The following is a 15,156-nucleotide window of genomic DNA, read 5'->3' as shown; positions in this document are numbered from 1 at the left end:
CTCCCGTTGTTGCGTTAAAATTGGCAATTACCAAGAGCTTTCGACCGACGAATATCAGAGATTTCTTATGGAATGGGACGGCAAAGCCAAGCACCGGTCAACCTGGTGAAATATCCAGATTGCGCCCGGCCGGCCTCCTGTTGAAACGTCGGCGCATCAGGAGGGACGGATATGTTGCGGATACTCACCAAAGACATGCTCGAGACCGATCGACGGGCTTTCGACGAGATGTTTCGGGCTCGCGCCGCCGTTTTTCGCGATCGGCTGGGATGGCAGGTCGATGTCCGGGATCAATGGGAGAGGGACCGATACGACGAGGCCGAGGATCCCGTCTATCTCGTCACGCAGCAACCTTCCGGCACGCTGACGGGTTCGTTGCGCCTGCTGCCGACCACCGGAGCGACGATGCTCAAAAGCGAGTTCCGGCATTTCTTCGATCAGCCTATCGACGTCGATAGCCCGACGACCTGGGAATGTACCCGCTTTTGCCTTCATCCGCATGCCGAACACACGGAGCAATCGCGCGCAGTCGCCACGGAACTGCTCTCAGGGCTTTGCGATCTCGCGCTCGACACCGGTATCGAGAGCATTGTCGGCGTCTATGACGTCGCGATGGTCGCTGTGTACCGGAGGATCGGCTGGAAGCCGACGCCGCTTGCCCGATCCCGGCCCGAGATCGGCAAGCTGTATGTTGGCCTATGGGATGTGACGGCGGACAATTGTCGAACCCTTCGGGCCAACCTGTCCCGGCTTCTGGAGCAAGCCTCTCCCTATCCTGCCAAAGCCCTTGTCGATGGCGGCGTGCGGTAGGCGCCGTCGCTGTCCCAACGCCCAGCAGTGGGATAGGTCTCTCCAGTCTTTAACCTGTTCTTCATGTCGCGCCATGGTTGCCAAAAAATATGCTGTTCTCGGCAATCGCGAAATGTTACCACTGCGAGCAGTTAGGAAAATACGCAACCACGAGTCCATCTCATGCTGAGCAGTTCTCGTTTTTTCTACTGTCTGGACCGGATCTCGGCATCGCCGACATTGCGGGATCTGGAAACGACGCTGGATGAAGTCCGTCACATCTATGCGATATCGCATATGGTTCTGCATGTGACCCGCTCCTCGGGGGCGGCCGACAGCAATCCATTGCTTATGCTGACCTATCCGCCCGAGTGGGTGAAACAATATCGTGACCGGGACTATTTCAGCATCGATCCGGTCGTGCGTCTCGGCAGGCGCGGCTTCCTGCCCGTGGAATGGTCCGCATCGAAATGGGATTCAGGCCGAGCCTATGGCTTCTTCAAGGAGGCCATGGCTTTCGGCATCGGCCGTCAAGGCGTGACTCTGCCGGTGCGAGGACCTCAAGGGGAGCGATCGCTGTTTACGGTCACGTCCAATCATCCCGATGCCTACTGGCGGCAGTTCCGCATGGACAGCATGCGCGACCTGCAGTTTCTCGCCCACCATCTCCACGACAGGGCCATGGTTCTGTCGGGCCTGAGGGAGATTGCGGATTTTCCGCAATTGTCGCGCCGGGAACTGCAATGCCTGGAGATGACCGCCAGCGGCCTTATGGCAAAACAGATCTGCGCCCGCCTGTCCATTTCAGTGAGTGCGGTACAGCTCTATCTCGCCTCGGCACGCCGGAAGCTGACTGTCGCGACGACGAGCGAAGCGGTCGCCAGGGCCACGGCGCTTGAATTGATATGAACGCGGGGATCGCGTCTCACCGCCGGCCTCTGGTGCGCGTCGCCAGAACATTGCGGATCGAGAAGCTGGAATGAATCCTGAGAACACCCGGCAGGCTCGATAGTATTTCCTTGTGGATGCGCTCGAACTCGCCCGGACTGGCGACCTCCACGCGCAGCAGATAATCGGAACCGCCCGTCATCAGAAAACATTCCCGGATCTCGGGATGCCGGCGAACCGCCGCCTCGAAGCGGTCGAGATGATCCTCTGTCTGTCGCTCGAGCGTGATGTTGATGATCACGGCGATCATCTCGTCGGCATTGCCGGTGTCCACCAGCGCCGTGTAGCCGCGGATCACCCCTGATTTTTCCATGATCTTGATGCGCCTGAGGCAGGCCGATGGCGACAGGCCGATCTCGGCGGCGAGCTTGGCATTGCTCATGCGCGCATCGAGGCGCAGCAGTCTCAGGATATTGCGATCGATCGAGTCGAGGGCGGACATGATGGATTATTCCGAATTTTCGTCGATTATGTCGATGCCGGGCAAATGATGCAACAATCAACTGCTGAAAGATAGGCAATTTCGCGCATTGTTTCATAAACTTTGTTGAGATCGAGAGGGATGGGCATGGATAGCGATATTTTGGTTTCCCGCACACGCACCGCAACAACCGCGCAGGGAGCTACGGGCTATCTGACGATCGATCTTGCCGCACTCGGCCGCAACTACCGCAAGCTCGTATCGATGCTGGCGCCGGTCCGCGCGGGGGCGGTCGTCAAAGCCGATGCTTATGGCCTCGGCGCCGAGCGGGTTGCGAGAACGCTCTACGGCGAAGGCTGCAGGCATTTTTTCGTCGCCCAGTTTGTCGAGGCCGTCAGGTTGCGGCCAACCCTTGCCCGCGATGCTCAGATTTTCGTGTTGAACGGCTTGCAGCCGGGCAACGAGATCGCCTGCGCCGAGATGGGCATCGTCCCGGTTCTCAATTCGCTGGCCCAGTGGCGGCAATGGTCGGCGGCTGCGCGCATACTGAAGCGCTGCCTGCCTGCCGTGCTGCAATTCGACACCGGCATGTCGCGGCTCGGCTTTCCCGGGGAGGAACGAGCCGAGCTCGCCGCAGCGCTTCGCAACGGCAGCAATGTCGAAATCCTGTTCATCATGAGCCATCTGGCTTCAGCCGATGATATGGAGAGCGACCAGAACGGCGAACAAGGGGCCGAGATGTCCCGCATTGCCGATGAATTTCCCGGCTTCGACATGTCCTTCGCCAATTCCGGCGGGGTCTTCCTCGGCGATGCCTATCACGGCGTGCTCGCCCGCCCCGGCATCGCGCTTTACGGCGGCGCGCCCAACACCGGCGAGGCGAACCCGATGGAGCCGGTCGTCAGCCTCGACGTCGCCGTCGTGCAGACCCGCACCGTGCCCGCAGGCACCAAGATCGGCTATGGCGGCGCGCATGTCGCTGAGCGGGAAATGCGTCTCGCCACCATCGCCGCCGGTTATGCCGATGGTCTGCCCAGGTCGCTCAGCGACCGCGGCGCTGTCTATGTCAACGGCATCCGCCTGCCGATCGTCGGCCGCGTCTCAATGGACAGCGTGACCGTCGACGTCTCGGCACTGCCCGAAGGCAGCCTGACACTGGGCAGTCTGGTCGAAGTGCTCGGCCCGAACCAGACGCTCGAGGACATTGCCGGCGATGCCGGCACGATATCTTACGAAATCCTAACCGGTCTGGGCGATCGTTACGACAGGCAATATCGCTGAAAGCCCGGCGGCTCCATCATTGGGAAGATCATGAAAGTCATTGTTCTGGGTGCCGGTATCGTCGGCGTCACATCCGCTTATCAGTTGGCGAAATCAGGTCATGAGGTCACGGTCGTCGACCGGCAGAAAGGTCCGGCGCTGGAAACGAGCTTTGCCAATGCCGGCGAAGTCTCCTTCGGCTATTGCTCGCCATGGGCAGCGCCCGGCATTCCGGCGAAGGCGATGAAGTGGCTGTTCATGAAACATGCGCCGCTGATCCTTCGCCCGAAGCTCGACATGGCCATGCTCTCCTGGATGGCGCGGATGCTGTCGAACTGCACCTCCGAGCGCTACGCGATCAACAAGAGCCGCATGCTGCGGCTTGCCGATTACAGTCGCATCGCGCTGGCCGACCTTCGCGCCGAGACCGGCATCGCCTATGACGAACGCATGCAGGGAACGCTGCAGCTGTTCCGCACGCAGCAACAGCTCGACGCCTCGGCCAAGGACGTCAAGGCGCTGGCGGCCGACGGCATTCCCTATGAGGTGCTGGACCGGGACGGCTGCATCCGCTTCGAACCGGCACTGAAACACGTGCGCGACAAGATCGTCGGCGGCCTGCTGACGCCGAAGGACGAAACCGGCGACTGCTTCAAATTCACCAATGCGCTGGCCGCCAAAGCCGAGGCGCTCGGCGTCCGCTTTGCCTATGGCACGACGATCAAGGCGCTGGATGTCGAGGCGGGCCGCGTGCGCGGCGTCATCACCGCTCGCGATGGCGACGGCGATCCCGATCGCGAGCGCGAACGGATGAGTGCGGATGCTGTGGTGGTTGCGCTCGGCAGCTATTCGCCGCTGCTGCTCAAGCCCTTCGGCATCAGATTGCCGGTCTATCCTGTGAAGGGCTATTCGCTCACCATCCCGATCACCGATGCGTCGCGCGCACCGGAATCGACCGTCATGGACGAAACCTACAAGATCGCAATCACCCGGCTCGGCGACCGCATCCGCGTCGGCGGCATGGCTGAAATCTCGGGCTATACCAACGATCTCGGGTTCGCACGCCGCAGCACGCTGGAACATTCGGTCACCGATCTTTTCCCCGGCGGCGACGTTTCCAAGGCGTCCTTCTGGTCCGGCCTGCGCCCGATGACGCCGGATGGCACACCGGTCATCGGCCCGACCAAGATCATCGGCCTCTTCCTCAATACCGGCCACGGCACGCTCGGCTGGACGATGAGCACCGGTTCGGCGCGGTTGATCAGCGATCTGGTCGGCGGCGCCAATCCGGAAATCGACGCGAAGGATCTGGCAATTAATCGATATCACTGAAATATGCCGAGGAACGAAAAAAGAAAACATATGATTGCGGAAATCAACTATCACTCGCGATCATTGTCTTTCGAGGTCGCGCATGTCTCATATTTCTAATATGACAGCCCATAGCAGCTCCCTCCACGATCCGGCGAGGCAGAGCCCGTTGTTTTGGGAGACGGCCTTCAGCGGCACGGACCCGGACGCACTCTCGGAAATATTGTCGACGCCGAGCTCCCCGATCAAGGCCGCGGCGCAAGCCGGCACGCCCATCGCCTACTACTGCAATTTCATCTCGACGGAAGAGCTGACCATCGCCGACTGTGCCTACGACGGCACGATCTCGCTCAAGCGCGAGGCGCCCAACGGCAAGGTGATCATTTTTCTGCCGATGGAGGGGAATGCCGTCTTCGATGCCGGGAAGGAACAGATCCATTCGATTCCCGGTCGCGGCGCCATTCTCGGGGCTGGCCGCGCCTCGGGTTCCCGCCTGATCGGCCCGCGCCGTCATCTCGGTCTGTTTGTCGATCAGGCGAGGATCAACAGGCAGCTGACGCATATGTTCGAGCGAACGATCAGCGGTGACACCGATTTTCATCCGACCATCGATCTGACGAACGGTTCGGGGCTCGTCTTGCAGCAACTCGCCGCAAGCCTCCATCGCGGGCTCAGCGGCGAGGGGCCGCTGCAGCAGTCGCCGCTGGCTCTGCGCGCGCTCTGCGACGCAATAGTCTACCTGCTTCTGGAGACCTGTCCCCATCGTTATTCGGAGGCGCTTGCGCTTCCCGCGCCGGCCCCGGCTCCTCGCCACGTGAAATGGGCCATCGACTTCATGCGGGAACATATGGCCGAGCCGATTTCGCTGAACGACATCGCGACCGCAGCCAAGGTCAGCGTCCGCACCTTGCAACAGGGTTTCCGGCAGTTCAGGAATACCACGCCGATGGCCCACCTGCATGAACTCCGGATGCTTGCCGCCCATCGCGATCTGCTCGAATCCGGCGCGAGACAAGCCGTCGCCGACATCGCGCTCAGATGGGGGTTTACCCATCTCGGGCGATTTTCAGCCGAGTACCGCAAGCGTTTCGGTCAACTGCCGTCGCAGACCTTGAGGGCCTGATCGCGACAAGGCTGCTCATGACCGGCCGCATCTTCTGCGGATGGGCATGAGCAGGATCTTGGCTTCGTGTCAGCGGGCAGCGATGATCTTAGCCGGCCTGCGGCCGAGATCAGCCGGCGGCGTCAGAACTCCTCCCACTCATTGCTTGCAATGGCGGCGTTGCCATGGCTCGAATAGGCCGCGCCGAGTTTTGCCCGCAACGCGCGCGCCGGCGAGGCCGCTGTCGAGGGGCCGTTTGCTTGCCGGGCCGGGCGCATCTGGGATGCCGCAGATTTGCCAATGTGGAATTCGCTCAGCATCTGAGCGATATGGCCGACCTGCTGGACCAGGGCATGGCTCGCCGCGGTCGACTGCTCGACCATGGCGGCGTTTTGCTGGGTGCCCTGATCCATCGCGTTGACGGCAGTGTTGATCTCGTGGAGCGCCGTTGCCTGCTCGCTCGACGCCCTGACGATGGCGCCGATGTGCCGGTCGATCTCCTGGACCTCGTCGACGATCACCGTCAGCGTCTCGCCGGTCTGCCCGACCAGGGACACGCCCGCCTTTACCTGTTCGCCCGAGTTGTTGATCAGCCCCTTGATCTCTTTTGCCGCCTTGGCGGAACGTTGCGCCAGTTCGCGAACCTCCTGGGCGACGACGGCGAAGCCCTTGCCGGCCTCTCCAGCGCGCGCCGCTTCGACGCCGGCATTCAGCGCCAGAAGGTTGGTCTGGAAGGCGATTTCGTCGATGACGCCGATGATGTTGGAGATCTCCCGCGACGAGCTGTCGATCGCCCCCATCGCGGCGACGGCCTGCTGGACGATCTGGCCCGACTTCTCGGCGCCGATGCGGGCCTTTGCGACCAGTTGCCCCGCCTCTTCCGCGCGCCGGCTGGAGTCCTTCACGGTGGTGGTGATCTCCTCGAGCGCGGCCGCCGTCTCCTCGATGGAGGCGGCCTGCTGTTCGGTTCGCTTGGCAAGATCGTCCGCGGCGGACCGGATCTCCTGCGACCCCGCATTGATCTGCGTAGCAGACCCGCTGATCTGCTCGATCGTCGTCGACAGCTGTTCCAGCGCATTGTTGAAGTCGTCACGCAGGGCGTGATAGGCTTCCGGTAGATCATCGTTGATCCGGTAGCTGACATCCTTGGCGGCAATCGCTGCCATGGCCCTGCCGAAAGTGGTGCCGACGAGCTGTCGCTCCGCCTCGATCGCATCGGCCTGGGCCTTCTGCTTGGCGATCTCCGCCTCGTCGATATAGACCGAGATGGCGAGATCCATATCCAGCATGACAGCCTTGACGAGGCTTGCCAACGCGTTGCCGAACTCCGCCGGCTTCATCGTTTTTTTCGAGAATACCCCGCCCTTGGGGACCATTTCCTCGACGGCGCGGTTGATCAGATGATCGACGATGATCGCGTAGCCGCCGATATACCATTGCGGCTCCAGGCCGATGCGGGCGTGGACGGTTCCGATCGTCTTGACCTTGGCGACATAATCCTCGTTGAAATTGCCGTCGGCGATATTGACCCAGTGGCCCGCCTGAGCGCCCTTTGCCCGCGCAATGTTCTCTTCCGTCGAAAAGAAGCGGCTGACTTCCGGGCTCTTGCGCAGCTGAGCGTAGAACTTGTCCAATCCGTGCGGCAGTTCGCGATCGATCAGCGTCTTCAGAGCGCGGATGCCTGCGCGTCCCTGATGGTCGAGCTGCATGAAATCGAGACGGCGTTCGACGCTTCGGCTTTTGGTTTTGGCGGCTCCGCTGTCGTAACCGGGAACCGAATTGCTGCTGGCATGCATATGAGAGTGACTCGACATTCTGACCTCAACTGAAAACCGTAATTGGGCACGCGCCGCAATCACATCGAAGCCCGTCGTCATGTCGGAACTGGGCGTCTACCCGCCTGATCGATGACCCCAGAAATGGGATAAGGTGGTTTATTTGCGGTTAACCAAACCGACCCCCCAAATTGATTTTCGTCAAACGCTTCGTGATCTGGATACTCTCTGCGATTTTTGAATGGCGAGCTTCGAGCCGTCCGGCTGCAGCATACGTCCGAACGAAAAAATGGCCCCGTTTCGCGGAGCCGTTTCATGATTCGGAGTTCCGGGCGTCAGCTTATCAGTTGCCGGCGGATCGCTTCGGCAATTGCATGGGCGCGATTGGCCGCCCCCAGCTTCTTCGTCGCGCTCTTCAGATAGCTGTTGATGGTTTCCGTTTGATAGTCCGACGCACCGGAAATTTCCTCGCTGGTGAGCCCCTTGCCCGCGAGTTCGAGGCAGCGGAGTTCGCCGTTGGTCAGGCGAAGGGCGCCGGCGGCAAAACGGTCCATCAGCGGCTTGGTGATCGCCCGGTGCAGCGGTTCGGCAAAGAAGACAAGCAGTTCCTGTTCGCTTGCGGTGAACGGCTTTTCTCGCGTGAAGCAAACCCCTGCGTAGACAATGCCGTTCCTTGAGAGCGGAATCTGTATTCGCCGCCCGATCTCATAGGATCGCAGCAAATACCGGAGGCGTTGGTTCGGAGCCAGGATATCGAAGGCTTCTTCTTCCGTCAGCGGCGTTGTCCGGCTGAGTGACTGGACGACGAGTGGATCGGAACGGCCGTGTTCCTCTGCGAAGTAGGTATCGATATAGGCGGGAGGCATATCGGTGTCGATGGAGCGGCCCCTCCCTATCCGATATCCTTCGAGATCCAGTCCGCCGACGGCGATATAGCGGAAATCGACGGCCTTCCTCAGTTGTTCCAGCAGATCGCTGTTGCGCAATTGCCGGTGAGCGGGAACCTCGGAAAGTTCCCTGAAATGGCAAAGGCTTTCAATTGAGGCGCACCCCATCGGTCCCCCGATTCGCGGATGGTTAACGATTAACCCCGACTCTGGGGTCTCGGGGTTAATAAATCTTTACGTCCGACCTTGAGCGCCTGCCAGGATGCAGTCTTCCGTCCCTCGGGCGTGTGCCGCCGCCCGAGGTCGTCGTGTCTGTACTTCCCGTCGACAGGTCTATGCGGCGCGCTTCAGCGCGTCGGCGATCGTCGAGACGATCGTGTCGATCTGGCCCTTCTCGATGATGAGCGGCGGCGAGAGCGCGATGATGTCGCCGGTGACGCGGATCAGCAGGCCCTTGTTGAAGCAGTCGACGAAGACGTCGTAGGCGCGGGTTCCCGGCGCCCCGTTGCGAGGCGCCAGCTCTATCGCGCCGACCAGACCGAGATTGCGGATGTCGACGACATTGGGCAGGTCTTTCAGCGAATGCAGCGCCTGCTGCCAGTGGTCGGCAAGCTCGGCTGCGCGGGTCAACAGCCCTTCCTCCTCGTAGATTTCGAGGGTGGCGAGCCCGGCTGCGCAGGCGACCGGGTGGCCGGAATAGGTATAGCCATGGAAGAGCTCGATCGCATTTTCCGGGCCGACCATCAGGCCATCATAGATCTTGCGGCTGGCAAAGACCGCGCCCATGGGGATCGCGCCGTTGGTGAGGCCCTTTGCCGTGGTGACGAGATCGGGCACGACGCCGAAGTAATCGACCGCGAAAGGCGTGCCGAGACGGCCGAAGCCGGTGATGACCTCGTCGAAGATCAACAGGATGCCGTGCTTGTCGGCGGTTGCACGCAGCTTTTCCAGATAGCCCTTCGGCGGCAGGACCACGCCCGCCGATCCCGACATCGGTTCGACGATGACGGCGGCAATGGTCTCGGCGCCGTGCAACTGCACCAGGCGTTCCAGGTCGTCGGCCAGTTCCACGCCGTGGGCGGGAAGGCCCTTCGAAAAGGCATTGCGCTCGACGTCGAGCGTATGGCGCATATGGTCGGCCGGTATCTGCGGGAAGACCCGCCGGTTGTTGACGAGGCCGCCGACGGAAATGCCGCCGAAGCCGACGCCGTGATAACCCTTCTCGCGCCCGATGATGCGCGTGCGGGTGCCCTGGCCGATGGCGCGCTGATAGGCAATGGCGATCTTCAGCGCCGTATCGACCGATTCCGAACCCGAGCCTGTGAAGAAGACCCTGTCGAGCTTGCCGTCCGGACCGCCCGGCGCATTCGCAGCCAGCTTCGCGGCGAAGTCGAAGGCGATCGGATGGCCCATCTGAAACGTCGGAGCATAATCCAAGGTCGAAAGCTGCCGCTCGACCGCCTGGGCGATCTTCTTGCGGCCATGGCCGGCATTGCAGCACCAGAGCCCGGCGGTGCCGTCAAGCACCTGGTTTCCATCGACATCGGTGTAATACATGCCCTCCGCGGTGGCCAGAAGGCGCGGCGTGGCTTTGAACTGCCGGTTCGCGGTGAACGGCATCCAGAAATTTTCGAGTACGGGCGCGTTCGTCTTGCTGATCTGATCCATGCTGGCCTCCGTTGAATGGCGGGGAGAATGGCAATTTCTCCCTTTCAAACAAGTCCTTTTCTTCTGTGGCGCAAGTCATTGAAAATGAACGGATGTTTGGATATGTTTTTCGATATTATGGACAACATAAACGGACCGCATCATGTCAGTCGATATCGGCAGCCGCCTTCGCCATCTCCGCATCGCCCATAAGCTTTCCCAGCGCGAACTCGCCAAGCGCACCGGCGTGCCCAATTCGACGATTTCGCTGATCGAATCGAACGCCTCCAACCCCTCGGTCGGAGCCCTGAAGCGGATTCTGGACGGCATCCCGATCGGCCTGGCGGAGTTCTTCGCCTTTGAGCCCGAGCGTCCGAGGAAGGCCTTCTATGCGGCCGAGGAACTGGTGGAGATCGGCAAGGGCGCCATCTCCTACAGGCAGGTCGGGGAAAACCTGTTCGGGCGCAGCCTGCAAATACTCAAGGAATGTTACCAGCCGGGCGCCGGTACCGGGAAGATTCCGCTCGTTCACGAGGGAGAGGAGGGCGGGATCGTGCTCTCGGGAAGGCTTGAGGTGACCGTCGATGACGAGCGGCGTATCCTCGGGCCGGGTGATGCTTATTATTTCGAAAGCCGGCGACCGCACCGGTTCCGCTGTGTCGGGCCGGTGCCTTGCGAAGTCATCAGCGCCTGCACGCCACCGACGTTCTAAAGCGCGTCGCCGGGAAAGACGACGCCAAGACTTATCCGCAGCCATGTCGATGCCATGCGTTTCAGCTGTTGCGGCCCTCGATGCGGGCGAGCACGCCATCGAGCGCGGCGGTGAGCGCGGCAAGGCCGCCCTTCCTGTCGAAGTCCGAAAGAACCTGCTCGTTCAGGCCGCCTTTGGTGGCGAATTCGCGGCTGAGCGCGCTGAACGGCTCGTTACAGGGGTTGTTGGCTTTCTGCGCCAGGCTTGCAAAGAGCGGGGCGATATAGGCTTGGCCCTTTGCCCTTTCGAGGCCGCTTTTTTCCAGCCAGCCGGTGATCGACTCCATGACGCCGAAATAAGTCGACATGACAGCGCTTGCGGCTGCGAGGAGATCGTACTCCTTCCGCGACTGACATTGTACGGCCGTTCCGAGCGTGTCGAACAGCGCCGCGATGGTGGCATTGGCGGGGTAGATGGCGGTGACGCCTTGCCGCTGTGCGACGAAGGGCAGGGGGATGGCCTGGACGAGATTGATATCGGCGCCGATCCAATCGAGCACGGCCTGGCGCTCCGTAGCCGCGACAAGGCTGACAATTGTCTGGCCGGTCCTGAACGACAGTGCGCGCACGACTTCCTCGGCGATCTGCGGCCTTATCGCCAGGAACACCATATCGCTGCGATCGACGACAGTCTGGTTGTCCCCGGCAATTCTGACCGAGGCGAATTCGGCTGCCAGTGTCGCGGCGATATGCGCGCTTCGCGGAGACACGTGGATCTCGGAGGCATAGGCCGGTTCGGCCAGAAGCCCGCGAACCATCGCTTCGGTGATGGCGCCGGTACCGACGAATCCGATGCTGTTGATTGTCATGCGATTACTCCGCAGCCCGCAACGCCCCCAGCGCAACATCCGTCGTGTCGTTCTCGCGCCGGAAGTGGATGAAATCCGCGGATGCGTTTCACTTCCGATTCATCAGACACTAAGTCCCCTCTCCAGACACCGATCCCCATTGCGCCAGAACCAGCCTGTCGGCAATGTAATTTTTCCGCTTGAATTTGTCGACATGGTGTTGAAATAGACGTCGAAAGGAGCGGTCCCATCGGCCCCGCACGGCAATTCGTCGGTGAACGCAATCGGCGGCTGGACCCGGAGATTACCTGCGCACAAGCCCTACTGAAAAAGCTCATCGATCTTGAGGAATGAGATCGTCTACGATATCCCAAGTGGGATCTTCGTCCCGTAAACAAGGAGCTTGGGGAATGCCTTTCAACACCGCTCAGGTGACAAATCTCGGGAAGGCGCCGACGGCCTCGGATATAATTTTGAAATTTATCCGTGATTCCATTGCTGACGGTTCTCTGGATGAAGGCGAACCGATCCGCCAGGACGATGTCGCCCGGCTGTTCAACGTCAGCAAGATTCCCGTGCGGGAGGCGCTCAAACGGCTCGAGGCCGAAGGCCTGGTGGAATTCCACCGCAACAAGGGCGCGATCGTCACCAGCGTTTCCGAACCTGAGATCGCCCAGATCTTCGAGGTGCGCGCAATCCTGGAAACGAACGCCATCAAGCTCTCGATCCCGCACATGACGGAAGAGACCTTTGAAAAGGCGCTTGCCTATTGCGACGCCTTCGCCAAGGAAACGGATGTGGCGCGCTGGTCGGAATTGAACTGGCGATTCCACAGCTGCCTCTACGAGGATGCGCAGCGGCCATTTCTCGTCAGGACTATCCGTTCCGTCAATGACCGGCTGGAACGTTATCTGAGGGTGCAGTTGACACTGTCGCATGGCAAGCAGACGGCGGATCGCGAACATCGGCAGATCCTCGAAGCGTGCCGCGCGCGCGATGAGGAAAAGGCGGCAGAGCTGCTCTACGCGCATATCATGAGCGCCTGCCAATCGCTGCTCGAACATCTTCCGGCAAAAAAGCCCCGCTGAGCGTCAACCCATCGATGGCGGGAACCGTCAGGCGCCTGCGATCGTCACGACAGCCTCGAATACGGCGCGCGGCACTTTCAGCTTTTCCGATGCCGGCCTCGGATATTCGATGCCGGTGACACCGGGCACGAAGACGCCGTGCTCCTGAAGGCGGGTTGCCTGGCGGCGGGCACGTTCGACAAGGCCATCGTCGGTGCGCCCCGGCATCATCGCGACGACGGTCAAGCCCACTGCGGGGCTGGCGCTTCCCTCTCTGAAAGACGGCGTGTCCAATGACCAGGGGCCGCCGGAGAGACCCGCCGACAGCATTTCCACCATCAGCGCCACATTGGCGCCCTTGCGCCCGCCGAAAGGAAGCAGCGCGCCGGCAAGCGCTTTTGCCGCATCCTGGGTGTCGATACCCGCTGCGTCGACGGCCCATCCCTCCGGGATGGCGCGCCCTTCGGCGGCGGTGGCGACGATATTGACATAGGCCGTCGCGCTCGATGCCTGGTCGATGATGAGCGGCAGCGAGCCTTCCCCCAGCGGAAAGCCGAAGGCCATCGGGTTGGTGCTGTAGACGGCGGGTCCACCGGCTTTGGCGACCACCATGGCATTGGCATTGGTGGCGGCGAGGCCGACGATCCCTTCGTCGGCAAGCCTGCGGATGTAGTAGCCGAGTTCGCCGGCCGTATAGCTGTTGGTCTGCGTAAAGATCGCGACGCCGAAGGTGTGCGCCGCCTCGACCAACTGTTCGAAGGCAACATCGAAGCCGAGCTGTGCAATGCCCCGATCGGCATCGGCGATGAAGAAGGCGGGGTAGGGGCGCTCGCAGCTCGGCGAGGGATCGCCGTTGATGCGGCCCTCGCGGAAGCTGTCGAGGTAATCGACCATATGCGGAAATCCGAGTGTGGCAGGCCCATAGAGCGCGGCTGATAAGGTGGCGTCCACCAAGGAGTGGGCACTGGTTTCCCCCGCACCTGCCGCCAGGCAGGCTCGCATCGCCAAAGCCTCGGCTTCCGTCCGATCGAGCAGAACCTCATCCGTCATCGCAAATCTCCAATCCCGTGTTTCCTTGGCCGCCGGATGCTGTTGAGCCTTCGGCCCGGCTGTCCCCGCAGGCGATTTCAGCCGCAGCAAGGCGCTTACGAAAAATGTACATCTATGTTCATAAACATGACTCTCGTGATTGACAAGTCTGCGCATTCGCATAAATGATATCGTATACGAAATTTCCACCAGTGGCGTGACCGAGCCGCAGAGGAGAATGGTCATGGGATTCAAAAGAACGATCCACGCGGTCGATACTCACGCAGGCACGCCGATGCGCGTGATCACGGGTGGCGTTCCGCATATTCCCGGCAATTCCGTCTATGAGAAGATGAAATGGCTGGAGACCAATGACGACCAGCTGCGCAAGCTGATGCTGCGCGAGCCGCGCGGCTATCCCGCCCATTGCTGCAACATCATCGTGCCGCCTTGTCATCCGGAGGCCGATGCCGGCTATGTCATCATGGAGCAGGTCGAATATCCGATGATGTCCGGCGGCAACACCGTCTCGGTGGTGACGGTCCTCCTGGAAATGGGCATGCTGCCGATGAAGGAGCCGGTCACCGAACTGGTTCTCGAGGCGCCGGCTGGCCTGATCCGCCTCAAGGCGGAATGCAGCAACGGCAAGGTCAAGAGCGTGACCTTCAAAAACGTGCCGGCATTTGCCGCCCATCTGGATGCCGTCATCGACGTGCCGCATCTTGGAAAGGTCACCGTCGATGTCGGCTGGGGCGGTATGTTCTATGTCATCGCCGATGTCGGGCAGTTCAAAGGCCTTGAACTGATCCCGGCACATGGGCGGGAGATCGCGCGTGTTTCGGCGATGATCCGGCAGGCCGCCATCGAACAGTTGCCGGTTGCCCATCCGCACTATCCCGGCGTCGGCATCACGATCTCGCAGCTGTCGGGGCCGACGGACGATCCGAACGCCGACTGGAAAAATACGGTGACGATGGCCACGGGCGATCTTTCCTGGGACGATCCCGCCACCTGGACGGGTGCGCTCGATCGCTGCCCCTGCGGCACCGGCACCTGCGCGAAGATGGCCGTTCTGCATGCCAAGGGCGAATTGCCGCTCGATCAGGATTTCCGGCATCAGGGTATCCTCGGCAATATCTACACCGGCAGGCTGGTCGAAGAAGCCAGGATCGGCGACAGATCCGCCGTTGTCCCGACGCTGACCGGCACCAGCTGGATCTCCGGCCTGAATACCCTCGTTCTCGACAAGGACGATCCCTTCACCGAAGGTTTCACGCCAGGGGATATCTGGGCCTGAGCATCGCCTTGGCGATGGTGATGTCTTTCGTTTCGGATTTCGGATGTTTACAATGCTGAGGCAGGCCGAAACATTTGACCGAACG

At 61.2% G+C, this 15,156-nt stretch carries 14 protein-coding genes; 8 read left to right on the top strand and 6 right to left on the bottom strand.

Annotated elements, in window-relative coordinates:
• The first annotated feature begins 171 nt into the window (after positions 1 to 171).
• Both AF337_RS10275 and AF337_RS10270 read left to right on the top strand, forming a co-directional pair.
• Positions 172 to 810 (top strand): acyl-homoserine-lactone synthase, encoded by a 639-nt coding sequence (locus tag AF337_RS10275; RefSeq protein ID WP_049732110.1) that lies wholly within the window; start codon positions 172 to 174, stop codon positions 808 to 810.
• Between the two features lie 162 nt (positions 811 to 972).
• Positions 973 to 1,698: a helix-turn-helix transcriptional regulator gene (locus AF337_RS10270; protein WP_049732109.1), complete on the top strand. Its 726-nt coding sequence runs from the start codon at positions 973 to 975 to the stop codon at positions 1,696 to 1,698.
• Positions 1,699 to 1,714: 16 nt separating this feature from the next.
• Here AF337_RS10270 and AF337_RS10265 read toward each other — a convergent pair whose 3' ends face one another.
• Positions 1,715 to 2,179 (bottom strand): Lrp/AsnC family transcriptional regulator, encoded by a 465-nt coding sequence (locus AF337_RS10265; protein ID WP_049732108.1) that lies wholly within the window; start codon positions 2,177 to 2,179, stop codon positions 1,715 to 1,717.
• Positions 2,180 to 2,305: 126 nt separating this feature from the next.
• Here AF337_RS10265 and alr point away from each other — a divergent pair, with 126 nt between their 5' ends.
• The 3 genes from alr (at position 2,306) to AF337_RS10250 (ending at position 5,852) form a co-directional block, all read left to right on the top strand.
• On the top strand, positions 2,306 to 3,439 hold the full coding sequence (gene alr / locus AF337_RS10260; protein ID WP_049732159.1) for an alanine racemase: 1,134 nt from the start codon (positions 2,306 to 2,308) through the stop codon (positions 3,437 to 3,439).
• Positions 3,440 to 3,469: 30 nt separating this feature from the next.
• Positions 3,470 to 4,750 carry a D-amino acid dehydrogenase gene (locus tag AF337_RS10255; RefSeq protein ID WP_049732107.1) on the top strand — a complete coding sequence of 427 codons (1,281 nt, stop codon included), beginning with the start codon at positions 3,470 to 3,472 and terminating at the stop codon, positions 4,748 to 4,750.
• Positions 4,751 to 4,832: 82 nt separating this feature from the next.
• A complete protein-coding gene (locus AF337_RS10250) occupies positions 4,833 to 5,852 on the top strand; it encodes an AraC family transcriptional regulator (protein WP_049732106.1) in 1,020 nt (339 codons plus the stop codon).
• Positions 5,853 to 5,974: 122 nt separating this feature from the next.
• Here the strand turns inward: AF337_RS10250 and AF337_RS10245 are convergent, their stop codons facing one another.
• From AF337_RS10245 to aptA, 3 genes are all read right to left on the bottom strand, one after another.
• Positions 5,975 to 7,645, bottom strand: a complete 1,671-nt coding sequence (locus tag AF337_RS10245; RefSeq protein WP_082336781.1) for a globin-coupled sensor protein — start codon at positions 7,643 to 7,645, stop codon at positions 5,975 to 5,977.
• A gap of 296 nt (positions 7,646 to 7,941) precedes the next feature.
• On the bottom strand, positions 7,942 to 8,661 hold the full coding sequence (locus AF337_RS10240) for a helix-turn-helix transcriptional regulator (protein WP_049732105.1): 720 nt from the start codon (positions 8,659 to 8,661) through the stop codon (positions 7,942 to 7,944).
• A gap of 165 nt (positions 8,662 to 8,826) precedes the next feature.
• On the bottom strand, positions 8,827 to 10,161 hold the full coding sequence (aptA, locus tag AF337_RS10235; RefSeq protein WP_049732104.1) for an omega-aminotransferase AptA: 1,335 nt from the start codon (positions 10,159 to 10,161) through the stop codon (positions 8,827 to 8,829).
• Positions 10,162 to 10,303: 142 nt separating this feature from the next.
• Here aptA and AF337_RS10230 point away from each other — a divergent pair, with 142 nt between their 5' ends.
• Positions 10,304 to 10,852, top strand: coding sequence for a cupin domain-containing protein (locus AF337_RS10230; RefSeq protein ID WP_049732103.1), 549 nt, complete (start codon positions 10,304 to 10,306; stop codon positions 10,850 to 10,852).
• Positions 10,853 to 10,913: 61 nt separating this feature from the next.
• On the opposite strand, the gene AF337_RS10225 is transcribed toward AF337_RS10230, so the two are convergent.
• Positions 10,914 to 11,699, bottom strand: coding sequence for a pyrroline-5-carboxylate reductase (locus tag AF337_RS10225; protein ID WP_049732102.1), 786 nt, complete (start codon positions 11,697 to 11,699; stop codon positions 10,914 to 10,916).
• A gap of 389 nt (positions 11,700 to 12,088) precedes the next feature.
• Between AF337_RS10225 and AF337_RS10220 the strand changes: the two genes are divergently transcribed.
• The gene (locus AF337_RS10220) at positions 12,089 to 12,766 is read left to right on the top strand and encodes a GntR family transcriptional regulator (RefSeq protein WP_049732101.1); all 678 of its coding nucleotides are present in this window, start codon (positions 12,089 to 12,091) and stop codon (positions 12,764 to 12,766) included.
• Between the two features lie 27 nt (positions 12,767 to 12,793).
• On the opposite strand, the gene AF337_RS10215 is transcribed toward AF337_RS10220, so the two are convergent.
• Positions 12,794 to 13,795 carry an Ldh family oxidoreductase gene (locus AF337_RS10215; protein WP_049732100.1) on the bottom strand — a complete coding sequence of 334 codons (1,002 nt, stop codon included), beginning with the start codon at positions 13,793 to 13,795 and terminating at the stop codon, positions 12,794 to 12,796.
• A 223-nt stretch (positions 13,796 to 14,018) separates the two neighbouring features.
• Here AF337_RS10215 and AF337_RS10210 point away from each other — a divergent pair, with 223 nt between their 5' ends.
• Positions 14,019 to 15,071: a proline racemase family protein gene (locus tag AF337_RS10210; protein WP_193393594.1), complete on the top strand. Its 1,053-nt coding sequence runs from the start codon at positions 14,019 to 14,021 to the stop codon at positions 15,069 to 15,071.
• Positions 15,072 to 15,156: the final 85 nt, after the last annotated feature.

This window comes from Rhizobium ecuadorense (genome assembly GCF_001187535.1).
Taxonomy (GTDB): Bacteria; Pseudomonadota; Alphaproteobacteria; order Rhizobiales; family Rhizobiaceae; genus Rhizobium; species Rhizobium ecuadorense.
Note: the sequence above shows the minus strand (reverse complement) of the source record. Positions and strands in the feature narration are given on the sequence as shown.